We start from the raw sequence: 14485 nt of genomic DNA, 5'->3' as shown, positions 1-14485 counted from the left end.
GTTGATGCTGACTGACCCAGCGCTTTCGCGAGCAGGCTCGCTCCCACATTGGGTTTTGTGTTGAGGCATAAAAAAGCGGCGCCCTGTCAGGCGCCGCTTTTTTGCATCTACGACTCAGAAATCCAGCACGACCCCGACATTCACTCCCTGCTGCTTGAAGTCATCGTCCTTGCGGAACGTATAACCGCCACGCAGCGCCAGATCCGCCGTCAGCTTGTGACTGACACCGAGGCTCAAGCGGTTCAGGTGACTTGCCGGTGTGTAGCCTTCCAGGGTGAAGTCATTGGCCGGCAGGGTGTTGAGTGCGATGTTGACCTTCTGCACGTCATCTTCGTACTCACGCTCGTGGGCGTATTCGCCGTACACCTGGGTTTGCGCGGTGAAGTTGTACTTGCCCTGGATGCCCAGGCCCAGGCGTTTTGAATCGCGGCTCTGGTCATCGAAGGTCAGCGCGGTGGCGCGGTTGCTCTTTTCCGAGTAACCGTCGACATCGACACTGGCGTAATCGGCGCTGACAAACGGCGACAGGTGCCATTGGCTGCCCGGTTGGGCAATGTCATAGCCGAGACGCGTGCTGAACGCCCACAGGCTGCCGTCGGTATCGCCTTTCTCCGCGCCCTCGCTGGCGCCGAGGTCGAACTTGCGCTTGAGGTTGTCGTAGTCGAGTTTGCCGCCGGTCAGCGCCGCGTCGGCCCACCAGCGGTTCTGCTGGAACTGGGCAAACGCGGTGGCCATGTAGCTGTTGAGTTTGTAGTCGGAATCGTTGTGCCCGGCCTCGAGATCCTGTCGGTACAAACCGGCCGCTACGCCCACGCGCCAAGCCTCGTTCAGGCGATAGCTGCCGCCGACGTTGAGGTTGTAACCGCTGCCATCGGCACTGGCGCCGCTGCTCTGGCTGTCGACATCCAGACGTTGTCCGCCGGCCGAGACAATCGCGCGCCATTGGCCGACCGCTTGCCAGTTCTCCCAGTCCGCCTGCCATTGGTTACGCAATTCATCCTGATGCGCACGCACAGTGCCGTGGGCCATTTCCGGCAACAGGCTCAGTTCCCACGGCGCTGCCAGTAGAGAGTAGGCGTAATCGGCGATGAGTTTCTGCCCGGATTCGGTCGGGTGCACGCCATCGTTGTAGATCAGCTTGGTCGGATCCGGCGTAGCACTGTTGATGCCGTAGCGGGCGTTTTCCGGGCAGTTATTGCCACTGAAGCAAGTCGCCGTGAGGTTCTGGTCGGTGGCCAGGCCAAAGCGCCCCGGGTCGGCGAAGACTTCCGAGAGCAGCACTGGAATATTCAGCGGAATGACTTCGGCATTGATGCCCTGCAGGCGCGTCACCAACTGGCTGTTGAACTGGTTGGCGAGGGTGCTGCTGAATGCTTGCAGCGGCGTGCCATTGAGGGCCGGGGTCAGGCCCACGTCGGGCAGCAGCCAGACCATCACGTATTTGGCGCCGGCGGTCTGCAGGGTTTGCACGCTGTCGGCCAGGCGATCGGCTGCGGCGTTGGCCTGGGGCAGGCTGAGAATGCGGCCCTGGAGGAAGTCGTTGCCGCCACCGGAAATGTAATACAGCGCATTCGGGTCGGCGCGCAGGCCGTTCGAAGGAAGGTAACCGGGCCGCGTGCGTTCGCCAGTGGCCGACTGGGTAGTGATCGAGTCGAGAATCTGGTCGGTGCGATAACCGCCGACCGCCCAGTTGTTGCCGTCGGGCTGACCGTTTGCCGCGCGCACCGCAGAACTGGAGGAGGCTGTCTGGTCAGGCGAATAGCCCAGGCGGGCACCGAGCAGTTGCGTGGAATTCAATGAATAAACTTCGCCGCTGCCATTCTGATACACCGGCCCGGTGCGGTTGGTGTAGCGCTCGGTGGAACCCGCGGGGCCGCCGGTGTCGGCGAAGGTCCCGGCATCGTTGAGGCTGTCGCCGAACACAATGAAACTGGAATAAGGATTGGGCGCCGCATTGGCCTGGGCGCAGGCCAGTGCGAGCAAGCAACTGGCCAGCGGTACAAACAACGTCTGTCTGATCATGAGCAAGTCCGTTTATTTATTGTTGTAGGTGAACGAAACGACAGTACCAAAAACGTTCGGCATTTTGCCATCGGTCGCGAATCCTTCTGCCGTTTTATAACCCGCAGGCCCCGCCATATTGCACGGTCCGCCCAGCTAAGTTACTGTGCCGGAACGTATGAACGAGACCTTCCCCGTGTTGATCACCAGCAAACTCCTGGATCAAGTCATCAAGGCACACGCCCGCTGGCGTTGGCGCGCCTGAATCTTCTCTGCCGGCCCCGCCGGATCTGTATCGCTTTGCCTTCCTTGTCTGTTTGAAATGCCGCTGTGCTGGCGCTCTCTGCGCGTCCGACATCGCGCAGCGCCCTGCGGGCAAGTCATCTGAAGGCTGTCATCAAGTCAGAATTCAAGAGGTTCGAAACGCCATGTTGCTGATGATCGACAACTACGACTCCTTTACCTACAACGTTGTGCAATACCTCGGCGAGCTGGGTGCCGAGGTCAAAGTGGTGCGCAACGACGAACTGACCATCGCCGAAATCGAGGCGCTGAATCCCGAGCGCATCGTGGTTTCCCCGGGCCGTGCACGCCTACCGAGGCAGGCATTTCCATCGACGCGATCAAGCACTTCGCCGGCAAACTGCCGATCCTCGGCGTTTGCCTCGGCCACCAGTCCATCGGCCAGGCCTTCGGCGGTGATGTGGTGCGTGCCCGCCAAGTCATGCACGGTAAGACTAGCCCGGTATTCCACGAGGACAAGGGCGTGTTCGCCGGCCTCAATCATCCACTCACCGTTACCCGTTACCACTCGCTGATCGTCAAGCACGACAGCCTGCCCGATTGCCTCGAGCTGACCGCATGGACCCAGCACGATGATGGCTCGGTCGACGAGATCATGGGCCTGCGTCACAAGACCCTGAACATCGAAGGCGTACAGTTCCATCCCGAATCGATCCTCACCGAGCAGGGTCATGAACTGTTTGCCAATTTCCTCAAACAAACCGGCGGCACGCGCTAAGGACTTCCCATGAATATCAAGACAGCCCTGAGCCGTATCGTCGAGCATCTCGACCTGAGCACCGAGGAAATGCGTGACGTGATGCGCGAGATCATGACCGGCCAGTGCACCGAAGCGCAGATTGGCGCGTTCATGATGGCCATGCGCATGAAGAGCGAGAGCATCGACGAAATTGTCGGCGCGGTGTCGGTGATGCGCGAGCTGGCCGATCAGGTCCAGCTGAAAACCCTCGATGGCGTGGTCGATGTGGTTGGTACCGGCGGTGACGGTGCGAACATCTTCAACGTCTCGACCGCGTCTTCCTTTGTTGTCGCGGCGGCCGGTTGCACCGTGGCCAAGCACGGCAACCGCGCAGTGTCCGGCAAGAGCGGCAGCGCCGATCTGCTGGAAGCTGCCGGCATTTACCTGAATCTGACTCCGGTACAGGTCGCGCGCTGCATCGACAACGTCGGCATCGGTTTCATGTTCGCCCAGACCCATCACAAAGCGATGAAGTACGCCGCCGGCCCGCGCCGCGAACTCGGCCTGCGCACGTTGTTCAACATGCTTGGCCCGCTTACGAATCCGGCCGGTGTGAAACATCAGGTCGTCGGCGTGTTCACCCAGACGCTATGCCGGCCACTGGCCGAAGTCTTGCAGCGGCTGGGCAGCAAGCACGTGCTGGTGGTGCATTCGAAGGACGGTCTGGATGAATTCAGCCTCGCCGCGCCGACCTTTGTCGCCGAGCTGAAGAACAACGAAATCACTGAGTATTGGGTCGAACCGGAAGACCTCGGCATGAAGAGCCAGAGCCTGCACGGCCTGTCGGTCGAAGGCCCGGAAGCTTCGCTGGCGCTGATCCGTGATGCCCTCGGCAAGCGCAAAACCGAAAACGGCCAGAAAGCTGCCGAGATGATTGTGCTCAATGCCGGTGCGGCGCTGTATGCCGCCGACCTGGCAAGCAGTCTGAAACAGGGTGTGGAGCTGGCGCACGACGCGCTGCACACCGGCCTCGCTCGAGAAAAGCTCGAGGAGCTGGGTGCCTTTACCGCGGTATTCAAAGTGGAGAATGAAGGATGAGTGTACCGACGGTTCTGGAAAACATTTTGGCGCGCAAGGTTGAGGAAGTCGCCGAGCGCAGCGCCCGGGTCAGCCTGAGCGAGCTGGAAAGTCTGGCCAAGGCGGCCGATGCACCCCGTGGTTTTGCCCAGGCTTTGCTGGCGCAAGCGAAGAAGAAGCAACCGGCCGTGATTGCTGAAATCAAAAAGGCCTCGCCGAGCAAAGGCGTAATCCGCGAAGACTTCGTGCCGGCCGACATCGCCAAGAGCTACGAGAAGGGCGGGGCGACCTGTCTGTCGGTGCTGACCGACATCGATTACTTTCAGGGCGCCGATGCCTACCTGCAACAGGCGCGCGCCGCCTGCAAATTGCCGGTGATCCGCAAGGACTTCATGATCGATCCGTACCAGATCGTTGAAGCCCGCGCGCTGGGCGCCGATTGCGTGCTGCTGATCGTCTCCGCGCTGGACGACGTGAAGATGGCCGAGCTGGCCGCGGTGGCCAAAGGCGTCGGTCTCGACGTCTTGGTGGAAGTGCACGACGGTGACGAACTTGAGCGCGCGTTGAAAACCCTCGACACGCCGCTGGTCGGGGTCAACAACCGCAACCTGCATACTTTTGATGTCAGCCTGGAAACCACCCTCGACCTGCTGCCGCGCATCCCGCGCGATCGCCTGGTGATCACCGAGAGCGGCATCCTCAATCGGGCCGACGTCGAGCTGATGGAAATCAGCGATGTGTACTCGTTCCTGGTCGGCGAAGCGTTCATGCGCGCGGAAAACCCTGGCGTTGAATTGCAGCGCTTGTTCTTTCCGGAGCGTGGTGTGCCGATCAGCGGGTCGACCCTCGACTGATATTCTTTCAGACCGAGTCGACCGTTTCGCGAGCGAGCTCGCTCCCACATTTGGAATGCATTTCCCTGTGGGAGCGAGCTTGCTCGCGAAGACGTCCTCATAACCTCTAAAGATTCCAGATCTTCCGGAGTTATCGATGTCGCTGCCAACCCCTCTGACCATCGAATCCGGCCTGCAAGCCGAACAGGACTTGCTGGCCTCGGTCTGCTCTGGCGACGCCGAATTTGGCCTGCTGTTCTGGCAACCCACCGACCGCGCCCTGGTCATGCCGCGCCGCCTCAACCGTCTCGCGCAATTCGACCACGCCTGCGAAGTCTCCGCTGCCGCTGGCTGGCCGGTGCTGTTGCGCGAGACCGGCGGTGAGCCCGTCCCGCAATCCGCTGCGACCATCAACATTGCCTTGGTGTATGCCCCGCCTCGCAGTGAAGGCGATCTGAACCGCATCGAAACCGGCTACCGCCGTCTGTGCGATCCGATCTGTCAGTTGCTGGATGAGTTGGGTGGCACGTCGTCGGTGGGAGAAATCGACGGTGCGTTCTGCGATGGCCGCTTCAACGTCAATCTCGACGGTCGCAAGATGGTCGGCACCGCCCAGCGCTGGCGTCAGAGCCAGGGCGGACAACGTCCGGTGGGCCTGGTGCATGGGGCGATGCTGATGGAAGACGAACGCGAGTCAATGGTCGCCGCGGTCAATCGTTTCAATGAAGCCTGCGGCCTGGAGCAGCGGGTGAGGGCGCAAAGCCATATCGCCCTGCATGAAAAATTCAACGCGCCACAGGCGCTGGCGCGTCTCGATGAATTGTTTCGTTTGATGCTGGCGCAGATTTACAGCCCTTGATTCACGGGCTCAACGCGTGCCGAAGACCACCATGGTCTTGCCCTTCACGTCGACCAGATTGCGTTCTTCCAGATCCTTGAGCACGCGGCCGACCATCTCTCGCGAACAACCGACGATTCGACCGATTTCCTGACGGGTGACTTTGATCTGCATGCCGTCCGGGTGAGTCATGGCGTCCGGCTGTTTGCACAACTCCAACAGACAGCGGGCGACTCGACCGGTGACGTCGAAGAATGCGAGGTCACCGACTTTGCGCGTGGTATTGCGCAGGCGCTGTGCGATTTGTCCGCTGAGCGCGTAAAGAATGTCTGGATCCTGCTGCGACAGTTCGCGGAACTTGGCGTAACTGATTTCTGCGGTTTCACATTCGACCTTGGCCCGCACCCAGGCGCTGCGTTCCTGCTCCTGACCTGCCTGCTCGAACAGACCCAATTCGCCGAAGAAATCCCCGGCGTTGAGGTAGGCGATGATCATCTCGCGACCATCGTCGTCCTCGATGAGGATGGTCACCGAACCCTTGATGATGAAGTACAGCGTGTCCGAGCGATCGCCGGCGCAGATGATGTTGCTCTTGGCCGCGTGACGCCGGCGCTGGCAATGCATCAACAGCTTGTCGATGTTCTTGATTTTGGGTGTGGGGGTAATAGCAACCATGGTTGTATCCCGAAAAGACTGCACGGTGATGTTTGAGTTTTTATGAGGCGCTGAAGGCGGTCGCTACAGGGCTGACGAATGGGCGCCAGCGAATTGGCGCCAGCTTACCAGACACTTCGTCGAAAATTCGAGAAATTACCTACAGCCAGAAAGCATCCGTCCTAGGACGTCGTTCCTGTCGGGACAAAGTGCTGTGCTAAGCTGGCGACCCTTTTTTACAGTGGAGTCTGGGCGATGAAGGCACGCATCCAATGGGCTGGCGAAGCCATGTTCCTCGGCGAATCCGGCAGCGGTCATGTCGTGGTGATGGACGGCCCGCCGGACGCCGGTGGCCGTAACCTCGGGGTTCGTCCGATGGAAATGCTTTTGCTGGGTGTCGGCGGTTGCAGCAACTTCGACGTGGTCAGCATCTTGAAGAAGTCGCGTCAGGCCGTTGAAAGCTGCGAGGCTTTCCTCGACGCCGAGCGTGCGACTGAAGATCCCAAGGTCTTTACCAAGATCCACATGCATTTCGTGGTCAAGGGCCGCGGTCTGAAGGAAGCTCAGGTCAAGCGCGCCATCGAGCTGTCGGCCGAGAAGTATTGCTCGGCGTCGATCATGCTCGGCGCGGCTGGCGTGGCGATTACCCACGACTATGAAATCGTTGAACTCGGCTGAACCGACATTCAACTATCATAAAAGCAGTGCAGACTCTGGCGATCCCCGCTGACGTCTGCATAATGCGCCACTTTTTTCAGGGCAGTGATCGGTCAGCCGATTGGTCATCCGCCTGAACAGATAACCAAAATCGCCATCGCGAAGAGGTGTTAACCGTCCTACGCAGGTGCGTTGTTCGCACTTGACGGGCATGCTTGATCACGCGGCCGCGCCGCATACATAGAGAGTTTTTAACGGTGAAAAGCAAACTCAAGCTCCACGGGTTCAATAACCTGACAAAGACCTTGAGCTTCAACATCTATGACATCTGCTACGCGGAGACCCCGCAAGACCAGCAGGCTTACGTCGAGTACATCAATCAAGAGTACAACGCGAAACGCCTGACGCAGATTCTCACAGAAGTTGTCGAGATCATTGGTGCCAACATCCTGAACATCGCCAGTCAGGACTATGAACCCCAGGGCGCCAGCGTCACGATTCTGATTTCGGAAGAGCCGGTGACCCCGACTGACAGCCAGATCGAAGAATCGCCGGGCCCGTTGCCCGAAATCATTCTGGCCCACCTCGACAAGAGCCACATCACGGTGCACACCTATCCGGAAATCCATCCGGACGACGGTATTGCGACCTTCCGTGTGGATATCGACGTGTCGACCTGTGGTGTCATTTCACCGCTCAAAGCGCTCAACTTCCTCATTCACCAGTTCGATTCGGACATCGTGACCGTGGATTATCGTGTGCGCGGCTTCACCCGTGACGTTGAAGGCAACAAACACTTCATCGACCACGAGATCAACTCGATCCAGAACTACCTCTCCGAAGACACCCGCGACGCGTACCAGATGACCGACGTGAACGTGTACCAGGAAAACCTGTTCCACACCAAAATGCTGCTGAAGAACTTCGAACTGGACAACTACCTGTTCGGCGACGCGACCAGCAACCTCTCGCCCGAGCAACGTGCCCAGGTGACCGACCGTGTGAAACACGAAATGCTGGAAATCTTCTACGCGCGCAACATGCCGACCTAAGATTACCGGACACAAAAAAGGCGACCTCCTGGTCGCCTTTTTCATGCCTCACACAAAACCCCTGTGGGAGCGAGCCTGCTCGCGAAGAGGTCATCAGCCCCATCACAGATATCAGATCCGATAAGTACTCTTGGTCATCACCTTCGCCAACAAACTCATGCCGAATTTCACCGGCGCCGGAAAACGAAACCCGCCCGCATCCAGGGCACTTTCCGCATGGTGTTCTTCATCGATGCGCATCTGCTCGAGAATCGCCCGGGACTTTTCGTCTTCGGCCGGCAATTGCTCCAAATGTTCGTTCAAGTGCTTGCACACCTGATGCTCGGTCGCCGCAACGAAACCAAGACTGACCTTGTCACTGATCAGCCCGGCCACCGCGCCGATGCCGAACGACATGCCGTAAAACAGTGGATTCAGCACGCTGGTGTGGCTGCCCAGCTGATGGATGCGCTGCTCGCACCAGACCAGATGATCGACCTCTTCTTCAGCCGCGTGCTCCATGGCTTCGCGTACCTGCGGCAACTTGGCCGTCAGCGCCTGGCCCTGATACAGCGCCTGGGCGCAAACTTCACCGGTGTGGTTGATGCGCATCAGACCGGCGACATGGCGGGTGTCTTCATCGCTCATCTGCGTATCCGGCTGCAGAATCGCCGGCGACGGGCGGTACGGCTGGCCACTGAAGGGCAACAGCGTGCGCATCGCGGCATCGGCTTGCAGCAGCAGACGGTCTATGGGCGAGTAGTGACGTTGGGTAGTCATGCTGACCTCCGGGAAGAATCTCGGCGGCCAGTTTAACCGAATCGGCCGGCGAGGGTTTGTGCTGGGTCACTTGCTGGGCGGTCAGGTTTTTTGTGGGAGCGAGCCTGATCGCGAAAGCGGATTATCGGATACTGAAGTGTTGAATGTATCGGCGCCTTCGCGAGCAGGCTCGCTCCCACAGTTAGTTGTCGCCAATCAGCCCGGCGGCCAATTCATCTGGCGCTGCCCCAGCACGTGCATATGAATGTGATAGACAGTCTGCCCGCCAAGTTCATTGCAGTTCATCACCACGCGGAAGCCTTCTTCGCAACCCAGCTCCAGCGCTAGGCGCTGGGCGGTGAACAGGATGTGCCCGGCCAGCGCCTTGTCGTCTTCGGTCAGGTCATTGAGCGTGCGCACCGGTTTCTTCGGGATCACCAGAAAGTGCACCGGAGCCTGGGGGCGATGTCGTGGAAGGCCAGAACCTGGTCGTCCTCGTAAATGATCTTCGCCGGGATTTCCCGGTTGATGATCTTGGTGAACAGAGTATCCACTGCTGTTTCTCCGTTGAGTTGGGCTGAAATGAGTGTACCGCTGCGAAGTTGTCTTGCTAGCGGGGGCAGTAAGCTTTATTGACCATGCCGACAATCGTCCGGTTAAGCCAGCGCGAACCCAGTCGCGGCAGGAACGCCAGCCAGCGGTTGCGTCGTCCCGGAATGATGATCGCGCGGTTTTTTCCAATGCACGTACGGCATGCAGCGCCACTTCTTCCGGACTCATCAGCGAGTGGCTGCTTTCGATCTTTTCGCTAGTCATCTGCGCCGTACGGAAGAACGGTGTGCGCGTGGGCCCGGGGCACAGTACCGAGACTTTCACGCCGCTTTGTTTGAGCTCCACGCGCAAGGCTTCGGAAAAATGCAGCACATACGCTTTGCTGGCGTAGTACGTGCTCATCCACGGGCCGGGGCTGTACGCGGCCACCGAGGCGACGTTGAGAATCTGCCCGCCGCCCAGCAGCGCCATGCTGTTACCCAGCGCATGGCAGAGGCGGGTGAGGGCGAGGATATTGACCTCTATGAGGTCCTGCTCGGTCATCCAGTCTTGCGCGAGAAAGGGCCCGCAGGTGCCGATGCCGGCGCAATTGACCAGCAGATCGATCTGCCGGTCGCCTTCTTCCAACTCCAGCAAAAGCCGGACAGGCGTAACGGTTCGCCGAGATCGCAGGCACGAAACAACACTTCGACATCGAAGCGCTGGGTCAGCTCGATGGCGATACTTTCCAGCTGATCACGCTGTCGTGCCACCAGAATCAGGCTGCGGCCGCGCCGGGCCAGTGCTTCGGCCATGGCCAGGCCGATGCCGCTGGAAGCGCCAGTGATCAGAGCGTAACGGGTCATGCAGTTCTCCATCGCAACAGCTCCGCGCCGGCGACGCGGTTGTCGCGGCGAAGAGCGCTGTTCATTCTTGCGCAGAGTCTACAGGGGCCTGCGCCGGTTCGGCTGCCTCGTCGGCGGAAATCGCTGGCGGTTCGACGACCTCAACTTCGTCGGTGATCACCGAGCCGCTGTCATAGCTGCTCTCCAGATTGCTTTCATATTCTTCCTGCACGGCCGAGAAACCGCCAAGCAGGCCTGCGGCAAAAATCAGTGCGAAGAATACGATCCACAACGAGCACAGCACTTTGACCGCCGTGCTGTTCGGCGGAGGTGGTGGGCCATAGCGGTTGGCGCCGGTATTGCCGGGAACAACCATGATCACCAGTGGGAAGAAGCTGCCCACGAACGGCACCAGATTCAACAGCCACAGCCAGCCCGACCAGCCGATATCGTGCAGGCGCTGAACGCTGAACAGAATGCTGACGATCATGAAGCCAATGAACAGGAAGACCGCCAGGATCCCACCGAGGATCAGCCCGGTGGTCGAGTCGCCACTGACCAGACCCAAGGCAATCAAGGCAAACACACCGACGATGGGCAGGGTCACCAGACTCAAGACCATGGTCCAGGCCAGAAAGCGCAGGCGACCGATCCGGCCTTCGACGCTGAATGGCTTGAGCGTGGCGAACGGCGGCAGAGTTTCACCGACATTGGCGCGCGGTGGGGCGTAAGGCGAGTCCGGCTCAGCCACAGCTGCCGGGTTGTCGTGAACATCCGCCAGATTGAGCTCGATGGCCGTTTCCGCTTCTATCCGTGCGTCGATCCCGGTTTTGTTCAACGCTTGCAGATACGTCTGCGCATCGCTGTGGGACAGATCACGCTTGAGGGCGACGGCGCGGCCACTGAACAGGCGCTCGATGGCAGCCACATCGCTCTTGAACAGATCCGCCAGATTCAGTTTGGCGGTGGTGAGGTCGACGCCGGGTTGCAGCGCGCCGTCGAAGACGATCTTGTAACGGGTGTCGCTCATGGCCGAGGCATCCTTGTCGCGATTGGGTTTGCTGTATTCAGTTCAATGCCAGTCTGCCAGCGACTGGCCGGGGTATCTTCAGCGCGGCCAGCGTTGTGGCAGCTGTGCGGCGCGCGTTTGAGCTTGACGATATTCAGCGTCCAGCCTTGCGATCAACTGATCGACGCTCGGCAGGTCGTCAATCTGTCCCACGCCCTGGCCTGCCGACCACACGGTCTTCCAGGCTTTGGCTTCATCGTTGATCGGCTTGAGCTTGTCGCCGAAATTCACCTCGCCTTTGCCTTGCAGGGCTGCCATGTCGAAACCGGCCGCCTCCAGACTCTGGCGCATGAAACTGGCCGGCACTCCCGACACCGCTGGAGTATGAATGATGTCGGCAGCCTTGGCTGTCAGCAGCATCTCTTTATAAGCGTCAGGCGCGTGACTTTCGCTGGTGCCGATAAATCGCGTACCGAAGTAGGCCAGATCCGCGCCGAGCAGCTGCGCGGCGAGAATCTCATGGCCGTGGTTCAAACATCCTGCAAGCAACAGCGTCTTGTCGAAAAACTCGCGGATCTCGGCAATCAGCGCAAACGGGCTCCAGGTGCCAGCATGCCCGCCGGCGCCGGCCGCGACGGCGATCAGCCCGTCGACACCGGCTTCGGCAGCTTTCTCGGCATGGCGCCGCGTGGTCACGTCGTGAAACACCAGACCGCCGTAGCTGTGCACCGCGTCGACCAGTTCCTTCACTGCGCCGAGGCTGGTGATAACAATCGGTACCTTGTGCTCGACGCAGATGTCCAGATCCGCCTGCAGTCGCGGGTTGCTGTGATGAACGATCAGGTTCACCGCATAAGGGGCCGGATTTTTCATCGTCGCCAGGCCCGCCTCGATCTGTTCCAGCCAGGCTTTGAACCCGCTGCTTTCGCGTTGGTTCAGAGCCGGAAAACTGCCGACCACGCCGTTGCGGCAGCAGGCGAGCACCAGTTCCGGATTGGAGATCAAAAACATCGGCGCTGCTACTACGGGCAGACGCAGACGTTGTTCGAGCAGAGCGGGCAGCGACATTGTGAACCCCCAGGGATCTGTATCGATTGAAGTTAGAACGGCTTGACCACGACCAGAATTACGATAGCCAGCAATATCAGAACCGGCACTTCATTGAACCAGCGATAAAAGACATGGCTGCGGGTGTTTTCGCCACGGGCAAAGCGTTTTACCTGCGCGCCACACATATGGTGGTAACCGATCAGCAGCACGACCAGGGTCAGTTTGGCGTGGATCCAGCCGCCCTGGCTGAAAAGGCTTGGGTTGAGGTAGATCAGCCAGCCACCAAAGATCAGCGTGGCGATCATCGCCGGGCCCATGATGCCGCGGTACAGCTTGCGCTCCATGACACTGAAGCGTTCCTGGCTGATCGTGTCTGCGCTCTGCGCGTGGTAAACGAAAAGGCGGGGCAAGTAGAACAGCCCGGCAAACCAGCAGACGATGCTGACAATGTGAAACGCTTTGAGCCATAGATAGAGCATTTTTGGTTATTCCCTCATTCACGGTAGCCAGATAGTAGAGGCTTGAGCGTCCGCGCGTCACCTTGGCGGTTGTCGCAGGCGCGCGCGGCCCCTATTATCGACGGCTTTCCAGTGGGTTCGTTGAGGGCAGGTTTATGGTCAAGGTCGGTATCGTCGGCGGCACGGGTTACACCGGTGTCGAACTGCTGCGTCTGTTGGCACAGCATCCGCAGGCAGAAGTGGTCGTCATCACTTCCCGATCCGAGGCCGGTCTGGCCGTGGCTGACATGTACCCGAACCTGCGTGGCCACTACGACGGCCTGGCGTTCAGCGTGCCGGACGTGAAAACCCTCGGCGCTTGCGATGTGGTGTTTTTCGCCACGCCACATGGTGTGGCTCACGCCTTGGCAGGCGAGCTGCTGGCGGCGGGTACCAAGGTCATCGACCTGTCCGCCGACTTCCGTCTGCAAGATGCTGATGAGTGGGCCAAGTGGTACGGTCAGCCACACGGCGCCCCGGAATTGCTGGACGAAGCGGTCTATGGTCTGCCGGAAGTCAATCGCGAGCAAATCAGGAAAGCGCGCCTGATCGCGGTGCCGGGTTGCTATCCGACCGCAACGCAGTTGGGTTTCCTGCCATTGCTGGAAGCCGGTCTGGCCGACGCATCGCGTTTGATCGCCGACTGCAAATCCGGTGTCAGTGGTGCCGGGCGTGGTGCGGCTGTAGGTTCTTTGTACTCCGAGACGTCGGAAAGCATGAAGGCCTATGCGGTAAAAGGTCATCGCCACCTGCCGGAAATTCGCCAGGGCCTGCGTCGCGCAGCGGGCAAGGATGTTGGTCTGACCTTCGTCCCGCACCTGACGCCGATGATTCGCGGTATCCACTCCACGCTCTACGCGACAGTAGCGGATCGCTCGGTTGATCTGCAGGCACTGTTCGAAAAGCGCTATGCCAACGAACCGTTCGTCGATGTCATGCCAGCCGGCAGTCACCCGGAAACCCGTAGCGTGCGCGGCGCCAACGTCTGCCGCATCGCCGTGCATCGTCCACAGGATGGCGACCTCGTAGTCGTGCTCTCGGTGATCGACAATCTGGTCAAGGGCGCCTCGGGCCAAGCGGTGCAGAACATGAACATCCTGTTCGGCCTGGACGAGCGCTTCGGCCTGTCCCACGCCGGCATGCTGCCTTAAAAGCAGCTACGAGCTTCAAGTCACAAGCGACAAGAGATCAGAGGCAAGCTTGAAGCTCACCGCTTGAAGCTTGCCGCTGCTCCTCTAATAGTTGACCAATTTTCTAGGACAAGCGGATAATGCGCGTCATCACGCATTATGGCGGCGTAACGCCGGGAGATAGTCAGCATGAGCGTCGAATCCTTCACCCCCACGGCTTTGCAATTCACTCAAGGTGCTGCGCACAAGGTGAAGAGCCTGGTCGATGAAGAGGGGAATGATCGCTTGAAGCTGCGCGTATTCGTTACGGGCGGCGGTTGTTCAGGGTTTCAATACGGTTTCACCTTCGATGAAGACGTGGCCGATGACGACACCATTGTCGAGCGCGAAGGCGTGAGCCTGGTGGTCGATCCGATGAGCTTCCAGTACCTGGCCGGTGCCGAGGTGGATTATCAGGAAGGTCTGGAAGGTTCGCGCTTCGTGATCAAAAACCCGAATGCCACAACGACTTGTGGTTGCGGGTCGTCGTTCTCGATCTGATCGCACTTCACTGCACACAACAAAACGCCGCAGAACCTTTCGGTTTTGCGG

Annotated in this window: 13 protein-coding genes and 3 pseudogenes; 8 read left to right on the top strand and 8 right to left on the bottom strand. The window is 59.6% G+C overall.

What is annotated here, in order from left to right; genetic code table 11:
* Positions 1 to 114: 114 nt before the first annotated feature.
* Positions 115 to 2022 carry an autotransporter domain-containing protein gene (locus tag LJU32_01740; protein ID WKV89227.1) on the bottom strand — a complete coding sequence of 636 codons (1908 nt, stop codon included), beginning with the start codon at positions 2020 to 2022 and terminating at the stop codon, positions 115 to 117.
* Between the two features lie 407 nt (positions 2023 to 2429).
* Here LJU32_01740 and LJU32_01735 point away from each other — a divergent pair.
* The 4 genes and pseudogenes from LJU32_01735 (at position 2430) to LJU32_01720 (ending at position 5752) form a co-directional block, all read left to right on the top strand.
* Positions 2430 to 3022, top strand: a pseudogene (locus LJU32_01735) (aminodeoxychorismate/anthranilate synthase component II).
* Positions 3023 to 3031: 9 nt separating this feature from the next.
* Entirely contained in the window at positions 3032 to 4081 is a 1050-nt protein-coding gene (trpD, locus tag LJU32_01730; protein WKV89226.1) for an anthranilate phosphoribosyltransferase, read from the top strand.
* Positions 4078 to 4914 carry an indole-3-glycerol phosphate synthase TrpC gene (gene trpC, locus LJU32_01725; protein WKV89225.1) on the top strand — a complete coding sequence of 279 codons (837 nt, stop codon included), beginning with the start codon at positions 4078 to 4080 and terminating at the stop codon, positions 4912 to 4914. Before trpD ends, trpC begins: the two co-directional genes overlap by 4 nt.
* 136 nt (positions 4915 to 5050) lie before the next feature.
* Positions 5051 to 5752: a lipoate--protein ligase family protein gene (locus tag LJU32_01720; protein ID WKV89224.1), complete on the top strand. Its 702-nt coding sequence runs from the start codon at positions 5051 to 5053 to the stop codon at positions 5750 to 5752.
* Between the two features lie 9 nt (positions 5753 to 5761).
* Here LJU32_01720 and crp read toward each other — a convergent pair whose 3' ends face one another.
* Positions 5762 to 6406, bottom strand: coding sequence for a cAMP-activated global transcriptional regulator CRP (crp, locus tag LJU32_01715; GenBank protein ID WKV89223.1), 645 nt, complete (start codon positions 6404 to 6406; stop codon positions 5762 to 5764).
* Positions 6407 to 6640: 234 nt separating this feature from the next.
* Here crp and LJU32_01710 point away from each other — a divergent pair, with 234 nt between their 5' ends.
* Positions 6641 to 7063 carry an OsmC family protein gene (locus tag LJU32_01710; GenBank protein ID WKV89222.1) on the top strand — a complete coding sequence of 141 codons (423 nt, stop codon included), beginning with the start codon at positions 6641 to 6643 and terminating at the stop codon, positions 7061 to 7063.
* A 236-nt stretch (positions 7064 to 7299) separates the two neighbouring features.
* Positions 7300 to 8094: an adenosylmethionine decarboxylase gene (gene speD, locus LJU32_01705; protein WKV89221.1), complete on the top strand. Its 795-nt coding sequence runs from the start codon at positions 7300 to 7302 to the stop codon at positions 8092 to 8094.
* Positions 8095 to 8205: 111 nt separating this feature from the next.
* On the opposite strand, the gene coq7 is transcribed toward speD, so the two are convergent.
* From coq7 to hemJ, 6 genes and pseudogenes are all read right to left on the bottom strand, one after another.
* On the bottom strand, positions 8206 to 8853 hold the full coding sequence (coq7, locus tag LJU32_01700) for a 2-polyprenyl-3-methyl-6-methoxy-1,4-benzoquinone monooxygenase (GenBank protein ID WKV89220.1): 648 nt from the start codon (positions 8851 to 8853) through the stop codon (positions 8206 to 8208).
* A gap of 195 nt (positions 8854 to 9048) precedes the next feature.
* Positions 9049 to 9386, bottom strand: a pseudogene (locus tag LJU32_01695) (histidine triad nucleotide-binding protein).
* 56 nt (positions 9387 to 9442) lie between these two features.
* A pseudogene (locus LJU32_01690) lies at positions 9443 to 10229 on the bottom strand (SDR family oxidoreductase).
* A 61-nt stretch (positions 10230 to 10290) separates the two neighbouring features.
* A complete protein-coding gene (locus LJU32_01685; protein ID WKV89219.1) occupies positions 10291 to 11238 on the bottom strand; it encodes a DUF805 domain-containing protein in 948 nt (315 codons plus the stop codon).
* Between the two features lie 78 nt (positions 11239 to 11316).
* Entirely contained in the window at positions 11317 to 12285 is a 969-nt protein-coding gene (locus LJU32_01680) for a nitronate monooxygenase family protein (GenBank protein WKV89218.1), read from the bottom strand.
* A gap of 32 nt (positions 12286 to 12317) precedes the next feature.
* Positions 12318 to 12746 (bottom strand): protoporphyrinogen oxidase HemJ, encoded by a 429-nt coding sequence (gene hemJ / locus LJU32_01675; protein WKV89217.1) that lies wholly within the window; start codon positions 12744 to 12746, stop codon positions 12318 to 12320.
* Positions 12747 to 12880: 134 nt separating this feature from the next.
* On the opposite strand from hemJ, the gene argC reads away from it, so the two are divergent.
* Both argC and erpA read left to right on the top strand, forming a co-directional pair.
* Positions 12881 to 13915: an N-acetyl-gamma-glutamyl-phosphate reductase gene (gene argC, locus LJU32_01670; GenBank protein ID WKV89216.1), complete on the top strand. Its 1035-nt coding sequence runs from the start codon at positions 12881 to 12883 to the stop codon at positions 13913 to 13915.
* 168 nt (positions 13916 to 14083) lie between these two features.
* A complete protein-coding gene (gene erpA / locus LJU32_01665) occupies positions 14084 to 14434 on the top strand; it encodes an iron-sulfur cluster insertion protein ErpA (protein WKV89215.1) in 351 nt (116 codons plus the stop codon).
* The last annotated feature ends 51 nt before the right edge of the window (positions 14435 to 14485 follow it).

This window comes from Pseudomonas sp. B21_DOA, assembly GCA_030544685.1.
In the GTDB taxonomy this organism is placed as follows: Bacteria; Pseudomonadota; Gammaproteobacteria; order Pseudomonadales; family Pseudomonadaceae; genus Aquipseudomonas; species Aquipseudomonas fluorescens_AO.
Note: the sequence above shows the minus strand (reverse complement) of the source record. Positions and strands in the feature narration are given on the sequence as shown.

Coding starts and splice junctions, on each gene's coding strand:
- LJU32_01740 (WKV89227.1), bottom strand. CDS start 2,022: ATGATCAGACAGACGTTGTTTGTACCGCTGGCCAGTTGCTTGCTCGCA.
- LJU32_01680 (WKV89218.1), bottom strand. CDS start 12,285: ATGTCGCTGCCCGCTCTGCTCGAACAACGTCTGCGTCTGCCCGTAGTA.
- LJU32_01720 (WKV89224.1), top strand. CDS start 5,051: ATGTCGCTGCCAACCCCTCTGACCATCGAATCCGGCCTGCAAGCCGAA.
- argC (WKV89216.1), top strand. CDS start 12,881: ATGGTCAAGGTCGGTATCGTCGGCGGCACGGGTTACACCGGTGTCGAA.
- hemJ (WKV89217.1), bottom strand. CDS start 12,746: ATGCTCTATCTATGGCTCAAAGCGTTTCACATTGTCAGCATCGTCTGC.
- coq7 (WKV89220.1), bottom strand. CDS start 8,853: ATGACTACCCAACGTCACTACTCGCCCATAGACCGTCTGCTGCTGCAA.
- LJU32_01685 (WKV89219.1), bottom strand. CDS start 11,238: ATGAGCGACACCCGTTACAAGATCGTCTTCGACGGCGCGCTGCAACCC.
- trpC (WKV89225.1), top strand. CDS start 4,078: ATGAGTGTACCGACGGTTCTGGAAAACATTTTGGCGCGCAAGGTTGAG.
- LJU32_01710 (WKV89222.1), top strand. CDS start 6,641: ATGAAGGCACGCATCCAATGGGCTGGCGAAGCCATGTTCCTCGGCGAA.
- trpD (WKV89226.1), top strand. CDS start 3,032: ATGAATATCAAGACAGCCCTGAGCCGTATCGTCGAGCATCTCGACCTG.
- erpA (WKV89215.1), top strand. CDS start 14,084: ATGAGCGTCGAATCCTTCACCCCCACGGCTTTGCAATTCACTCAAGGT.
- crp (WKV89223.1), bottom strand. CDS start 6,406: ATGGTTGCTATTACCCCCACACCCAAAATCAAGAACATCGACAAGCTG.